The following is a 13833-nucleotide window of genomic DNA, read 5'->3' as shown; positions in this document are numbered from 1 at the left end:
AAAGGATAAGTCGCGTTAAGTATCAAAATTCATCTATGCTAAGTAGTAGGACTTATTTAGAGAGTGACAAAAACAGACGGGATATAACCATGGATACATTGCAATGGCTCACAAAACTTGTCGGATTTAATACTATTTCCCACAATTCCAATATGGAATTAATCGAGTCTGTTGTGCTTTGGTTTAAAAAACATAATTTGCATTACCATATCCTTCATGATGCCTCTAAAACAAAAGCGAATCTATTGGCCAGTATTCCGGCTAAAAACGGCGTTACTCAGGGAGGTATTTTATTATCGGGACATACGGATGTAGTCCCTGTTGCTGGTCAACTATGGGAAACCGACCCTTTCGTGGCCACAAAAAAAGATGGCAAAATTTATGGCCGTGGCACCAGTGACATGAAAGGATTTATTGCGGTAATGCTGGCGTTAGTTCCTGAATTTAACCGCTTGCAACTCGAGAAACCTATTCATTTTGCGTTGACTTATGACGAGGAAGTCGGTTGTATCGGTGTTGATTTTTTAATCGACTATTTGCAAGAAATTGCGCTTAACCCTGAAGGTTGTATTGTTGGGGAGCCCTCCAGTATGCGTCCTATTGTTGGCGAGAAATCAAGGCAGGTTTTCCATTGCCAAATACAAGGCTTATCTGCGCATTCGTCTCGAGCAGATAAAGGTTGTAATGCAATTGAATACGCCAGTCGTCTAATTTGTTACATCAACAAAATTGCTAACTACACCCGGGAAAAGGGGCCCTTCGATAAAGATTTTGACCTGCCATTTACTACTATTTCTACCAATATCATTAGTGGGGGCTCTGCTACCAATGTTATCCCTGGAAGTTGTGAGTTGTTGTTTGAAGTACGGTATCTGCCCCAATTTCCCCTTGAAAATTTTCGAAGCCAGGTTGAGAATTATATTAATGAAGAATTAGTGCCAGAAATGAGAAAGATATACCCCAAAGCGGCAATTTATCTAGATCAAGTCTCGGAAGCCCCAGGGTTTGCTGCTTATGAAGATGCTCCGCTGACTCATCTTGTGAGAACAATAACCGGTGTCAAAGAGCGATATAAAGTTTCCTATTCAACAGAAGCGAGGGCTTACCAGGATGCTGGAATTCCTTCGATTATTTGTGGCCCCGGAAATATCGAACAAGCGCATCGGCCCAATGAATTTATCAGTATTGAGCAACTTACAATCTGTGAGCACATGCTTAAAAATGTGGTGAATTTGTATTGTAGGAGTAATAAAGCTGACTAGCGGTTTTTTATGCGGTAAAATCGTGATTCCATGTCCAAATAAACATCTTCTTTGTAATATTGCATGCCGCATTTTTCCATGACACGAAGGGAAGCAGTGTTACTTTTGTCAGCGTAAGCAATGATATAATCGCTGTCTATGTTATGTTTTGCCCATTCCAGCAATGCTTTTAATACCTCTGTTGCATAGCCTTTATTCCAATATTTTTTATGAAAAAGATAACCGACCTTGATTTCACCCGTTTCCAGTTCATCAAAATAAGCCTCACCCACAAATTTATCCGTTTTGAGCGTAAAAATAACGAGGCAGGGTAAATTTTTATTTTCGAAATTGCACTGGCATTCTTTCATGTACTCTTTAATTTCATGGCAACTTAGGGTGCCTTCGGGATAATATTTTTTAACCTCTGGATCTTTATCCAGTGTTTCCAAATAGGTTATATCTTCCTTGCGCATAGGGCGTAAACCAAGGCGCTTGGTGGTGATTAGATAAGTCATCCTATTTCCCATTACAAAAAGAAGCAGCTTAATTAAAAGATGGCATAGTTAGTCAATAAAATAAAGTTTAAGCAGTCAGTGACTGTAATCACATTTTGTTAGCGCGGTAGGTTTTAAAAGTTGACAAAAAATTGAGACAGGATCTAATCTAGTAGATGAATTCGTAAACAACCTTCCTTTTTTTAGAATTAAAGCAAGCAAGCTCAAATGGAATTTTTATGAATCTAAGGAGAGATTTATGTCATCAATTTGCACGAGGATGTGCTTAGGGCTGTGTGCGATGGTGTTTTGTTCCATCCTGGTTGCAGCTACCCCTGTTAAGTCCATGGTCGTTTTCGGCGATAGTTTATCTGATGTCGGGAATACTACTCATCTCTTAAAAAGTTTACGACAGGAGGAAAGTCCTGCTTATCTGGTACGACCATTAAAAATTTTTGTTATTAATAAAATGGAAGAGTTTGCCTATGACTATTATGTACCACAGGCCGTTCTCGATACAGGGATTGGGATAGTTACCGAATTCTTCGATACCGAATTGGGTCCTTTTTTGGCGAATTTAGTAGGCAAAGTGCGTAAGGTGCCCATTCTTCCAGGAGAACCGTATTGGCAAAACCATTTTTCAAATGGGCGGGTGTGGAATGAATATCTGGCCTCCATGATAGGGGTAGATAGAGAAGACGTGCATTTCTATGACAATCAGGCTTTTGGAGGCAGTTGGGCTGTAACTTACGATTATCAAGTGACTACCTGGAATTTAATTCGTCACCCGCTTGGGACATTAAAAACATTAATTGTTGGAAAATTGATTCCACCCAGCTTGGGCTTGACCGTACAAGCTTATTTAATGATGAAAAATTCACTCGATGAGAATGCTGTTTATTTTGTACTGACTGGTGCTAATGATTATTTGAATGTTTTGTTTTTTGAAGACAATTACAACCCTGCAGTGATGAATAGCTACATCGATAATGTGATTGATGGTTTGGGGGCAGGCGTTCGAAAGTTGATTCAAGCGGGGGCTCGCCATGTTGTTATTATGGGATTACCCAATATTGGTGAAACACCAAAATTTGTCCACACGACGGATAAACCCGTTCTAACTGCTGCTTTGCAACAGCATAATGAACGTCTGCAAAGACGGGTTGAAGAGTGGCGGACGAGTTATCCTGACGTAGATTTTTTATACATTGATTTGCAGCAATTCTTACAAAAAGCGTTGATAGATCCACAAAGATATGGTTTTTCAAATACTACCGATGCCTGTATTGACGTAAAATTCCCTATGTTCAGGGCGTTTGCCAATTCACCCTTTGCAAGAAACTATGTGTTGCAATATGCACAGGTGTTGCAATATCGCGACAGGCATTTTGGTCCTAATGACAAGAATTACCACGTCTGTGATGCACCTGATGGTTATTTGTTTTGGGATGAAATTCATCCAACCACTCGTGCCCATCGCTACCTGGCTTATGAGATTTGCGAGGTTATGAAACAACATGGTTACAAAATTACATGCGAAGCGCCAGCAAATATTTAGGTTTTAGCGCTGAGTATGGCATACTGGGTAATTTTGCAAGAGCTCACCCTATGTTCTACAGTATTGAAAATACGGGTGAGATCGATGATCTAAGGAGTTTCTATGTGTGGGATCATGGGTGCAACATCTCAACGTGATATTAGTAAGGTGTTATTGGAAGGATTAAAACGTCTGGAATATCGCGGTTATGATTCAGCAGGTATCGCTTTGATTGATAATAGTGGACGTTTAAAACGTGTAAGGATTCAAGGGAAAGTCCAAAGCTTGGCAGATGCCATGCAGGCAACTGCAATTACTGGAAATGTAGGTATTGCCCACACCCGCTGGGCGACCCATGGCAAACCTTGCGAACAAAATGCACATCCTCACCTCTCAAATGATGAGATTGCTATTGTCCACAATGGGATTATCGAAAACCATGACGCGCTGCGTGAAAAATTACGCACCGCAGGTTATAAGTTTACTTCTGAAACCGATACGGAAGTTGCCGCCCATCTTATTCATTTTTATTATCAACACCATGAAAATCTGTTACGTGCAGTTAGGGAGGCAGCCCTGGAAATGCACGGTGCTTTTGCTTTGGGGGTCATTCATCAGCAGCGCCCTCAAGAATTGGTGGCTATCCGTAAAGGGAGTCCCTTGGTAATCGGTCTTGGCATTAACGAGCATTTTATCGCTTCTGATGCATTGGCTCTGCGTTCTTTTGCTCAATCTGTTATTTATCTTGAAGAAGGTGATAGTGCTCTGTTAACGAGTGGCAAGGTTTCCTTGTTTAATGCACAAGGTGAGACAATAACCCGTGAGTCACATGTGCTTAATGGAGATAGCCAGGCAGTTAGCAAAGGACCTTACCGCCATTTTATGTTAAAGGAAATATATGAACAAACGAAAGTATTGGCAGATACTTTGGAAGGACGCATTAGCAGCAAAGAAGTGGTGAGAGCTAGTTTTGGTGAACGTGCCTCAGCCATCTTTCAACAAGTTAAACAAATTCATATTGTCGCCTGTGGAACGAGCTATCATGCCGGTTTAATTGCTCGTTATTGGCTCGAATCCTTGACGGGTTTACCTACGCAAGTTGAAATTGCCAGTGAGTATCGTTACCGCGATGTCGTTGTCGGGGATAATACTCTGTTTATTACCGTGTCTCAGTCTGGTGAAACAGCAGACACACTTGCTGCGCTTCATAAAGCCAAGTCTATGAATTATCTGGGCAGCTTGGCGATTTGTAATGTGGCTACTAGTACATTGGTCCGGGAGGCGGATTGTGTGTTTCTCACACGAGCGGGTGTTGAGATAGGTGTTGCCTCTACCAAAGCATTTACCACCCAATTAGCCGCATTTTTAATGCTTGCTGTAGCGCTTTGTAAGGATGAAAGGGCAGTGCGAGTGCTTACTGAACTGCAAGAGTTACCTGCTTGTTGTGAGCGCGCCTTGGAAATGAACGACAAAATAAAGGCTTTAGCGTCTTTATTTGTCAATAAAGCCCATGCTTTATTTTTAGGTCGAGGGGTGCAATATCCCGTAGCACTGGAAGGTGCTTTGAAATTAAAGGAAATTTCTTATATTCATGCAGAAGCTTACCCTGCAGGTGAATTAAAGCATGGTCCCCTTGCTTTGGTGGACAAAGAAATGCCGGTAATAGCCGTAGCCCCCAATGACGAATTACTCGATAAATTGAAATCCAATTTACATGAAGTAAGTGCCCGTGGTGGCCAATTAATTGTTTTTGTTGATGATTCTCAAACATGGGAAGCAGACGGCGCACGTTTAATTCCTGTACCTGCATGTGGACAATGGGTTGCCCCTATCGTTTATACAATTCCTTTGCAATTACTTGCCTATCATGTGGCTGTTGCTAAAGGAACTGATGTTGATCAACCAAGAAATTTAGCCAAATCGGTTACTGTGGAGTGAGCCGCGTTAAGCAATTTTGGTTGGATATGTGGCAGGAAGGGAAAATTCCCTTCCACCAAAAGACTGTCAACACGGATTTATTAAAATACTGGCCATGTTTAAATTTATCGCTAGGTGCTAAAATTCTGCTTCCTTTGTGTGGCAAAAGTCTTGATATGCTATGGCTAGCGAAGCAGGGTTTTCATGTTTTTGGAATAGAGTTAAGTGAGTTAGCGGTGCAACAGTTTGTAGAAGATAATCACTTAACTATGACAAAGAGTACAAAAAGTGGTGTTATTTATTATTCCACAGAAGGCATCCGCATAAGCGTTAGTGATATTTTTCAACTTAATGCAGATTTAATTCCTAAAGTTGATGCAATTTATGATCGTGCTTCGCTCATTGCATTGCCCGCCAGTTTACGCCAATCTTATGTAGATATTTGTCTGCAAGGGTTAAAGTCACAAGGAAAAATTTTATTAAAAACTATGCGTTATGAAGACAAACATATTGAAGGCCCACCTTTCAGTGTTACAAGTGATGAGGTTTTTCTTTTATACGGGTCTTGCCAGACAATAACTTGTATTAAAAGCGAAGATAGTCAGTCCATAGACAATGAATGCTTATTTAAGCAAGGTGTCCATCAAGCCAAGCATGAAGTTTGGTTAATTCAAAAATAATCCACTTAAATTTTTTGCCAAACCATTAATATTTGATTTCCATAAAATTTTGTGATGTCTCTAGTTTTTCATCAGCTTCTTTAAATATAGAAGAGGCAGGTGTTTTTAATTTAAGTGGCATAACAGGTGTTTTTTCAGGAATTAACTGGGCTTTTTTGAGGGCTTCCCAAAATTTAGGGTTAATTGGTTCGTTTGCATAGGTTAAGGAAGCACGCAGTTCCTCTTCCGTTCGAGCACCGACGACAACTTTATTAACTTGAGGATGCATGTGTACAAATTGCATGGCTGCATGAGGCAGGGATACATTATAACTGATACAAATGGATTTAATCTTGTCCAATTTTTCAAGTAACGCATTATTTGCTTTTTCATAGCGGAAGAAATTATTTTCTGTTTGACCGCTTAATAGCCCACCGCCATAAGGCGCTGCGATGTAAAGCTGGATATTTCGTTCCTTGCACAACGGAAAAAGCTCATCAAGGGCAGAGAAATTAAGTAAATTGTAGCAGCCCGCTATCATTATTCGGTCAATGCTGAAACGACCGTCTTTAATAAGTTTAACGCAAATGTCAGCATCATTTGAGCCTATACCGGCAATTGTAATTTTTTTTTGCGTTTTTAATTCCTCAAAAGCGAGGTATCCTTCCTTTACAAAAATTTCATAATGTCGGGTATGATTTTCTTTATGGGTAGCTGCATCGATATCGTGTAAATAAAGAGCATGGACACTGGAGACGCGCATTCTTAACTGGCTCTGCTGAAATGAGTCTTCAATACCTTTTTTGCTATAATCAAAAGATTGGGAAAATCCACTACTGTTGGTAAAGCCATTGCTACAGTCTGATTTTTTATTTGGATCGATAACACGTCCAGCTTTGGTAGAGATTTTTACACGATTACGCAGATCTTCCGGTAAACATAGCAAAGCGACTCCCAAGATATTCTCCTGTGCACCATCCCCGTAATGCGGTGCGCAGTCAATTTCTTCAATGCCGTTTTCGACAGCAAGTTTAACCGTGTTTATCATATTGAGGACAGGGACTCTCATACTACCCCAGTGGGCAAAACCAAGAACCAGTTTATGATTGGGCATCGTCAGCTTCTCTAAATTATTTTTTAATAGTTTGCCAGATTTTAAATTCTGGTAAATAAAAAAAACAGGTGATGAATAATGCAAACCACGAACTAAAGCATCGGAAAGGTTCGCCAAATGGGAAGTAATCAGTATATAATGACTGCGTTTTTTTTTACATGTGTCGGGGATGTAAATGACTCAAGAAATATTGGCGGCAGCGGCCATTATTGCAGAAGAACTTAAAGTTAAAGTTTCGCAAGTGGAAACAGCTATTCGTTTACTGGATGATGGGGCTACTGTCCCGTTTATCGCGCGCTATCGTAAAGAAGCCACCGAAGGACTTGATGATACCCAATTGCGGTTATTAGCAGAGCGCTTGCTTTATATCCGTGAACTAAACGAGCGTCGCGCCGTGGTTCTAGAATCAATACGTGAACAGGAAAAATTAACCCCTGAGCTTGAGCAAGCGATTCTTGCGGCAGATACCAAAACCCGACTGGAGGATTTGTATTTACCCTATAGGCCAAAGCGTCGCACAAAAGCGCAGTTGGCTAAAGAGGCTGGGTTGGAGCCTTTGGCTTTAGCGCTATGGCAAGACCCTGGCTTAACCCCAGAAGCGAAGGCACAAGAATTTATTAATCCTGAAGCAGGTGTTGCCGATGTAAAAGCTGCCCTTGAGGGAGCCAGTCAAATTTTAATGGAGAAATTTGCAGAAGACGCCGAATTAATTAATGAATTACGCGAATACCTGTGGCAGCACGCTGTATTAAAATCAACAGTTGTCAGTGACAAAAAAGCGACTGGCAGTAAATTTGCTGATTACTTTCAGTATGAAGAACCTATTAAAAAAATTCCTTCGCATCGGGCATTAGCCCTATTTCGCGGGCGCCGCGAGTCTATATTACAGCTCAGTTTAATGCTTCCCGATGCTGATTATGGCGAAAAACGCGTCGCCTCCTATTTTAATATTAGTGATCAACAACGCGCTGCCGATACCTGGTTGCTTGCTACGGTGCGCTTAACCTGGAAAATAAAATTATTTACCAAACTGGAGTTGGAATTATTTACGCGTTTACGCGAAATGGCGGATGAAGAGGCAATCCATGTTTTCGCCAAAAATTTGCGTGATTTATTATTGGCAGCACCTGCGGGCCACCGAGTGACGATTGGTCTTGACCCCGGTATTCGTACCGGTGTCAAAGTAGTGGTCGTGGATGCAACGGGTAAGTTGCTGGATTTCACGACGATTTTTCCCTTTGCACCACAAAATGAATGGCATCAAGCCATTGCAGAACTGGCTAAATTAGCAGCCAGGTATGAGGTAAATTTAATTAGCATTGGTAATGGTACAGGTTCTCGTGAAACAGAACGCTTGGTTTCAGACATGATAAAAATGTATCCCGACCTAAAATTAACCAAAATTGTTGTTAGCGAAGCGGGCGCTTCTGTTTATTCAGCCTCTGAATTGGCAGCCAATGAATTTCCTGACCTGGATGTTTCATTACGTGGTGCTGTTTCAATTGCTAGACGCTTACAAGATCCCTTGGCTGAGTTAGTAAAAATTGAACCTAAATCAATTGGTGTTGGACAATATCAGCATGATGTTAACCAGACACGTCTGGCTCGCTCTTTGGATGGCGTAGTAGAAGACTGTGTGAATGCGGTGGGCGTTGATGTCAATACCGCTTCAGTTGCTTTGCTGACCCGCGTTTCCGGATTAAACGAAACCCTGGCTAAAAATCTAGTTCAGTATAGAGATGAACATGGGGCTTTTCAAAATCGTGAACAGTTAAAAAGCGTAACCAGGATGGGAGAGAAATCTTTTCAACAGGCAGCAGGATTTTTGCGTATCATGAATGGTGAAAATCCTTTGGATGCCTCTTGTGTCCATCCAGAGGCTTATCCTTTAGTAGAAAAAATTTTAAATGATCAAGGTGTTGATATTCGCAAGGCAATAGGCAATCGGGATTTACTGCAAAGCGTGAATGCTGAACAGTATATCGATGATGTGTACGGCTTACCCACTATCCGCGATGTATTAAGAGAGTTGGAGAAACCAGGCCGTGATCCGCGTCCGGAATTTAAAACTGCTAACTTCAAAGAAGGCATTGAAGATATTAGTCATCTGGCAGAAGGCATGATTTTAGAAGGCGTTGTTTCTAATGTTACCAATTTTGGCGCATTTGTTGATATTGGGGTTCATCAGGACGGTTTAGTGCATATTTCTGCCATGACAAATCGTTTTATTAACGATCCACATGCCATTGTAAAAGCCGGTGACATCGTTACTGTAAAAGTAATTGAAGTGGATAAGGAGCGTCGCCGCATTGGCTTAAGCATGAAACTGCAAGAGGGAAAGGCACCTGTGGTTCAGAAAAAGGTAACCAAACCTCAACAAGCGTTGGCGAAAAAACCATCTTCTGTTAAAAAACCAGCCAAGCCTGAAGTGAAGAAAAAGCAAGAGACAGCTAAAAAAACAATTTTCAATACAGCAATGGCAGATGCTTTGGCGAAATTAAAGCGTGGTTCCTAGGTTATGACAATACCTCGCGGGGAATTAACAATTCAAACGTTAGCCATGCCAGCAGATACAAATGCCAATGGTGATATCTTTGGTGGCTGGCTGGTTTCACAAATGGACTTGGCGGCTGGTGTTCTTGCTAAAAAGATAGCTCATGGCAGAGTAGCGACCGTTTCAATTCATAGCATGAGTTTTTTAAAACCGGTGCATGTTGGTGATATTGTGAGTTGTCATGTTGAGTTAATAAAAAGAGGGACAACTTCCATGACGATTGATGTCGAAGTTTGGGCAGAACCAGCAACCACAGGTGGTCGATACAAAGTGACCCAAGGAACATTTATTTTTGTGGCAATTGATAAAGAAGGAAAACCACGAAAGGTGCCTGACTGAGCATGACATTTGATTCTGAAGCGTTAAAAAAGTGGCTAATGAATATGGCGGCATTGATCATGCAAAATGCAGAACCAGATCCGCAGCATTTTTCTTCCTTCCTCCAACAGCCTGATTTGGCGCTGGAGCTTATTACGCTTCTAGACGAAATAGAGGACGATAGCGAACCAGGGCAGGCTTATTATTCGGCTTGCGTGTTTGCCTTGGATATTTGTGTGGCACAGTTACAAACCGCTCAAGAAAGCGGCAATAAACTGGCCACGAAAACATTAAATCAAGTGATGCTGCAAATTGCTGAAGTCATTAATAAAGGTCATCATGCATTGGGATTTTGGCTCCCGATCCTTAATGCTTTTTATGAAGTCCACGTGGATTTAATTCCTGAGTTAAAGCAAGCCTATTTAAATTTAGCCGGACAAATAGAGGAGTTAACGCCAGAAGAAGAGGTTGATCATTTAAACGCTATTCGTGAAATGATTGAAGAATTGTCAGATTTGTCTGTCTTTGACATTGCGGAAAATTTCTTTGCGCAAAGTTATGCTATGCCCCCGGATTTTTTTGTCGATTTGTTGTTTGATTTATACAGCATCGAAGAAGGTCATGATATTGCTTTGTTGAGTTTGTTACATCCAAAGAAAGAAGTTCGGGAGGTAGCCATCGCCACGTGTAATCAAATCATGAAAACGATCACATTAACCTCTGTTTCCCTTTCGCGGTTGCAAGCCATTAAAAATTGGTATCCTCCTTCTTATCGCAACCAGTTTGACCATTGGATCAAGATACAACGTAAGAACGGTGTGGTATTCCATACGGAACAGTCCTCTCCTCTTATTAGTATTAAAGCCAGCGAAGTGGATGGTAGTGGTGCCCAGGGTATCTTTATTCACGTTAAAAAACGGGGCAAAGACTATTTGTGTGGTTTATTATTCAAATATGATTACGGCATTAAAGATGCTTGGATTACTCCTGCAATTCAAGCCGATGATATTCCCAAGTATTATCACGAAGCCTTTGATGACAGTGTGACCTTACGTGAGATTGACACTTCTTATTTACTAATGATGGTGGGGCACTTTTTAGCACTTATGGTGCAGCGCGAAGAAATGCCTGACTTACATTTACTGGAAATTCAGGAACTTCTTGGATTGCATTTTCTACCCCATTTTATCGATGTTTCACACGTCATTGAGCAATTGTCTGTACAGATAACCCCTTTTACGCCAGAGGCATTGCAATCGTCACTCAAACGCTCCAAGTCCTGGCCAAAAAACAAGCGCTTTACAGAATCCTGGTATATTGAGAATTCTCATATCGATAAATTAGTAAACCGTTGCTGTACAATTATCGAAGGGGTTAAAGTGTGTACCATGGAAGACGCCATGAATGCTGTTTTTGCGCAAGAGCTAGAGCCACAGCGAGATAAATGGGTATTTCATTTTTTATGGATAGCTTTGTGGTTAAAGTCAAAGGCGCGAAAAAATGAAAAAATGTGGCAGGATAGTTTATTCATTGCTTATGCCATCCATTCTGACATTCCTCTAAAAGATATTCCAATCATGAAGGAAATTTGCCTGCAAACGGTGATTAATAGTATAGAAACAATGAATGAGCGTCGGACTCACTTAAATAAGGAATAAAGCCTGTGGATAACTTTGTCTTTAAAAATAATAGTTGCCAATAAAGAAGGCAAAAATCCCTTTAATTACTTGATAAATAATGATATTATAAAATGGGCTCTTTATTTCTATAATCCACAATTTCTGTGGATAAAATTGTGGGTTTCAAAATTAATTCGAGAAAAAACTGAGTCTTAGGTAATTGTCCTCTTTTAAATCAATTTTATTGCAAGCTATCGCATGGTAGGATGGGCCCAGTTCATTTTTAAATACCCCCGTTATGCTAGATGCTTTAAGCCAATTTTTTCTTTTATTTAGCAATGGTATTGTCATTGTCCCTTTTTTGATAATTGGATTGATTTGCTTGGATAGGAATCTTTATTATCAGGCAATATGTCTGGTGTTAATAAGCAGCATCATTAATGTGGCTTTGAAAGTTAGTTTTCAAGTTCCACTATCGCCTAGTCTTGCTAAAAATTGGTTTGCATTTCCGAGTGGCCATATGCAAATGGCAGCGGTTTTATATGGATGGATTGCCTATAAAACGAATATTCGTGGGATTAAGGCAGTTACAGCAATTTTACTCACTGGTATAGCACTGAGTTTAATGCATTTTAATTATCATAACGTTTATGATATTGCTGGTGCGCTCTTTTTTGCGTTAATCATTCTTGGGCTTTATCAAGTTGTGTATGTACAATGGGAAAAATTAATGCCTTGGTTTTTAATGGCGACAGCAGTAGGTTTGATTTTTTATATTAAAGTAATGTATGGTCAAATTCCAAGCCATTGCTGGATAGCATTTTATGGCTTGTCAGGTTTAGTTATAGGGAAAATTGTTTGTAGCCTTAAGGCATCGTGATAAGGGTTAATCACTTTTAGTTTATAGTGAGTAAGAAAACCTTGATTTCGCTATGCGTCATCAAGGTTACAGTTCATCAATTATCAAAAGAAGAAGCGATTTAAGCACGCTTGACATTTAAGTTTAACTGGGATGTAGAGTCGCCTGGTATTGGTTCTGGTTTTTTGATGGGTTCGATATCAGGCAATGATTCTGGTTGTGTTTCGGGTAACTCAACAGGTTCTGATTCAGGAAGATTAGCGGGACCTGGCTCATGGGGTTCCGGTAAAGGTGGTTCTTCTAGTGGTCTTTCTTGGCTGGTTTCCTTTTCTTGATGTAGCATGCCAACAAGTTGAAAAAGGGCATGCTTAATGCCTACTAATTCTTCAGCGATTCGATTTAATTCAAAGCTTGCCTGTACAGTTTCCTTTGAGACTTCCATATCTAGCTCCAAGTATCTTAATGGATACAGTTAATAGCTGGAAAGTGGTAAAAATGATTAACTTTCCATGAACAAACGTTGTTGCTTAAAAATTAAGCACTCATTTTAAACTTATCATATCAGCTAGTATTGTCAATCACTAAAAATCTATAGTTTGTCCCTTTGGGAGTTGCTGTCTCTTGGTAACCTCTCTGTCTACGCCTCGCGGCTTGTCCCGGTCTCTTGATCACATCTTTGCCGACGCCCCGCGGCAAGCGAGGGAGGTCGGAAAGTAGAACTGGACCGGGTTTTCTTCAGTTGTGTAGAAGATTCAGCGGGGAGTTGACTGGTAGTGGCCTTGAAAGCAGATTGATAGCAAAAACGTTAATTCTTTTTACGAATAAAAGAAATACGACCGGTTGGTTCCAAATAAGCTGCGGAAACTAGTTGAATGTCTTTTTCATTTAATTGTACGCGCATTTCCGTGAGAATGTCACTTTGCGTCAGATGGTATTTCTGCAATTGAGACAGCAAAAATTGTCCATCTTTCACAATTAACCGGGCGTGTCCTTTAATAAAAGATTCAAGATGGGGGGAACGATAGGTAATTACGGCAATGACACGATGGAAAATAACCAGACTGCTTACAGCTATCAAAGTGGACATTAAACTAGCTTGACCATTGATACCGCGGCTGATTAACCCCCCAAAAATTACCAATAAAAGATAATCAGAGGCAGTATTTAAATTATAGCGGCGATTACCATAACGAATCAGAATAATGCTAAAACCGAAAAGTAAAAATGAGCGGATGACAACATAAACAAGAGCTTGGTTTGCATTAATGTTTAACAGCCAGTTCATTTAATAAACTCCATGAAGGTCAAGCAGTTAGTGTAAATTATAAAGGAAAAAATTAAAGTAATTTTTAAGGTCAGGAAGGAATTTTTCAGAATAGGATTGTTTTTGCATGACAAACAGTTGTCGTCTATGCTTAAAAATAGGTCATATGATTAAAGGAATTAATTGTATGAGCAGGGTAATATTGCTTAAGTGACAGCTGTATTTCAATGACCTACTTTAAAAAGATTTTGTAT

At 40.3% G+C, this 13833-nt stretch carries 12 protein-coding genes; 8 read left to right on the top strand and 4 right to left on the bottom strand.

All coding sequences use genetic code 11. The features are described from left to right. The first annotated feature begins 89 nt into the window (after positions 1 to 89). Positions 90 to 1262, top strand: coding sequence for an acetylornithine deacetylase (gene argE / locus Ljam_RS08830; protein WP_058449676.1), 1173 nt, complete (start codon positions 90 to 92; stop codon positions 1260 to 1262). On the opposite strand, the gene Ljam_RS08825 is transcribed toward argE, so the two are convergent. Then, complete coding sequence (locus Ljam_RS08825; protein ID WP_058449675.1) at positions 1259 to 1759, bottom strand: GNAT family N-acetyltransferase; 501 nt, start codon at positions 1757 to 1759, stop codon at positions 1259 to 1261. The genes argE and Ljam_RS08825 overlap by 4 nt on opposite strands. 238 nt (positions 1760 to 1997) lie before the next feature. Here Ljam_RS08825 and plaC point away from each other — a divergent pair, with 238 nt between their 5' ends. The 3 genes from plaC to Ljam_RS08810 all read left to right on the top strand — a co-directional run bounded on the left by plaC (position 1998) and on the right by Ljam_RS08810 (position 5872). After that, positions 1998 to 3296: a lysophospholipase/glycerophospholipid:cholesterol acyltransferase PlaC gene (plaC, locus tag Ljam_RS08820; protein WP_058449674.1), complete on the top strand. Its 1299-nt coding sequence runs from the start codon at positions 1998 to 2000 to the stop codon at positions 3294 to 3296. A gap of 102 nt (positions 3297 to 3398) precedes the next feature. Continuing rightward, positions 3399 to 5213, top strand: coding sequence for a glutamine--fructose-6-phosphate transaminase (isomerizing) (glmS, locus tag Ljam_RS08815; RefSeq protein ID WP_058449673.1), 1815 nt, complete (start codon positions 3399 to 3401; stop codon positions 5211 to 5213). Continuing rightward, complete coding sequence (locus Ljam_RS08810; RefSeq protein ID WP_065235533.1) at positions 5210 to 5872, top strand: thiopurine S-methyltransferase; 663 nt, start codon at positions 5210 to 5212, stop codon at positions 5870 to 5872. The genes glmS and Ljam_RS08810 overlap by 4 nt, the downstream gene beginning before the upstream one ends. Positions 5873 to 5897: 25 nt before the next feature. On the opposite strand, the gene Ljam_RS08805 is transcribed toward Ljam_RS08810, so the two are convergent. After that, entirely contained in the window at positions 5898 to 6965 is a 1068-nt protein-coding gene (locus Ljam_RS08805; RefSeq protein WP_131762391.1) for an aldo/keto reductase, read from the bottom strand. A 175-nt stretch (positions 6966 to 7140) separates the two neighbouring features. On the opposite strand from Ljam_RS08805, the gene Ljam_RS08800 reads away from it, so the two are divergent. The 4 genes from Ljam_RS08800 (at position 7141) to Ljam_RS08785 (ending at position 12336) form a co-directional block, all read left to right on the top strand. Further along, a complete protein-coding gene (locus Ljam_RS08800) occupies positions 7141 to 9480 on the top strand; it encodes a Tex family protein (protein ID WP_058449670.1) in 2340 nt (779 codons plus the stop codon). Between the two features lie 3 nt (positions 9481 to 9483). After that, complete coding sequence (yciA, locus tag Ljam_RS08795) at positions 9484 to 9858, top strand: acyl-CoA thioester hydrolase YciA (RefSeq protein ID WP_058449669.1); 375 nt, start codon at positions 9484 to 9486, stop codon at positions 9856 to 9858. Positions 9859 to 9860: 2 nt separating this feature from the next. Continuing rightward, on the top strand, positions 9861 to 11495 hold the full coding sequence (locus tag Ljam_RS08790; RefSeq protein WP_058449668.1) for an exonuclease SbcCD subunit D C-terminal domain-containing protein: 1635 nt from the start codon (positions 9861 to 9863) through the stop codon (positions 11493 to 11495). A gap of 259 nt (positions 11496 to 11754) precedes the next feature. Beyond that, the gene (locus tag Ljam_RS08785; RefSeq protein WP_058449667.1) at positions 11755 to 12336 is read left to right on the top strand and encodes a phosphatase PAP2 family protein; all 582 of its coding nucleotides are present in this window, start codon (positions 11755 to 11757) and stop codon (positions 12334 to 12336) included. 100 nt (positions 12337 to 12436) lie between these two features. Here Ljam_RS08785 and Ljam_RS08780 read toward each other — a convergent pair whose 3' ends face one another. Beyond that, positions 12437 to 12757: a hypothetical protein gene (locus Ljam_RS08780; RefSeq protein ID WP_058449666.1), complete on the bottom strand. Its 321-nt coding sequence runs from the start codon at positions 12755 to 12757 to the stop codon at positions 12437 to 12439. Between the two features lie 363 nt (positions 12758 to 13120). Beyond that, a complete protein-coding gene (locus Ljam_RS08775) occupies positions 13121 to 13600 on the bottom strand; it encodes a DUF421 domain-containing protein (protein WP_058449665.1) in 480 nt (159 codons plus the stop codon). Positions 13601 to 13833: the final 233 nt, after the last annotated feature.

Source organism: Legionella jamestowniensis, assembly GCF_001467745.1.
In the GTDB taxonomy this organism is placed as follows: domain Bacteria; phylum Pseudomonadota; class Gammaproteobacteria; order Legionellales; family Legionellaceae; genus Tatlockia; species Tatlockia jamestowniensis.
The sequence above is the reverse complement of the archived record's forward strand: the minus strand, read 5'-3'. Positions and strand labels throughout refer to the sequence as shown.

Excerpts from the sequence above, each read along its gene's own strand:
- argE (WP_058449676.1), top strand. The coding sequence starts at position 90 with ATGGATACATTGCAATGGCTCACAAAACTTGTCGGATTTAATACTATT.
- Ljam_RS08805 (WP_131762391.1), bottom strand. The coding sequence starts at position 6,965 with ATGCCCAATCATAAACTGGTTCTTGGTTTTGCCCACTGGGGTAGTATG.
- glmS (WP_058449673.1), top strand. The coding sequence starts at position 3,399 with ATGTGTGGGATCATGGGTGCAACATCTCAACGTGATATTAGTAAGGTG.
- Ljam_RS08775 (WP_058449665.1), bottom strand. The coding sequence starts at position 13,600 with ATGAACTGGCTGTTAAACATTAATGCAAACCAAGCTCTTGTTTATGTT.
- Ljam_RS08800 (WP_058449670.1), top strand. The coding sequence starts at position 7,141 with ATGACTCAAGAAATATTGGCGGCAGCGGCCATTATTGCAGAAGAACTT.
- plaC (WP_058449674.1), top strand. The coding sequence starts at position 1,998 with ATGTCATCAATTTGCACGAGGATGTGCTTAGGGCTGTGTGCGATGGTG.
- Ljam_RS08785 (WP_058449667.1), top strand. The coding sequence starts at position 11,755 with ATGCTAGATGCTTTAAGCCAATTTTTTCTTTTATTTAGCAATGGTATT.
- Ljam_RS08825 (WP_058449675.1), bottom strand. The coding sequence starts at position 1,759 with ATGACTTATCTAATCACCACCAAGCGCCTTGGTTTACGCCCTATGCGC.
- Ljam_RS08790 (WP_058449668.1), top strand. The coding sequence starts at position 9,861 with ATGACATTTGATTCTGAAGCGTTAAAAAAGTGGCTAATGAATATGGCG.
- yciA (WP_058449669.1), top strand. The coding sequence starts at position 9,484 with ATGACAATACCTCGCGGGGAATTAACAATTCAAACGTTAGCCATGCCA.
- Ljam_RS08780 (WP_058449666.1), bottom strand. The coding sequence starts at position 12,757 with ATGGAAGTCTCAAAGGAAACTGTACAGGCAAGCTTTGAATTAAATCGA.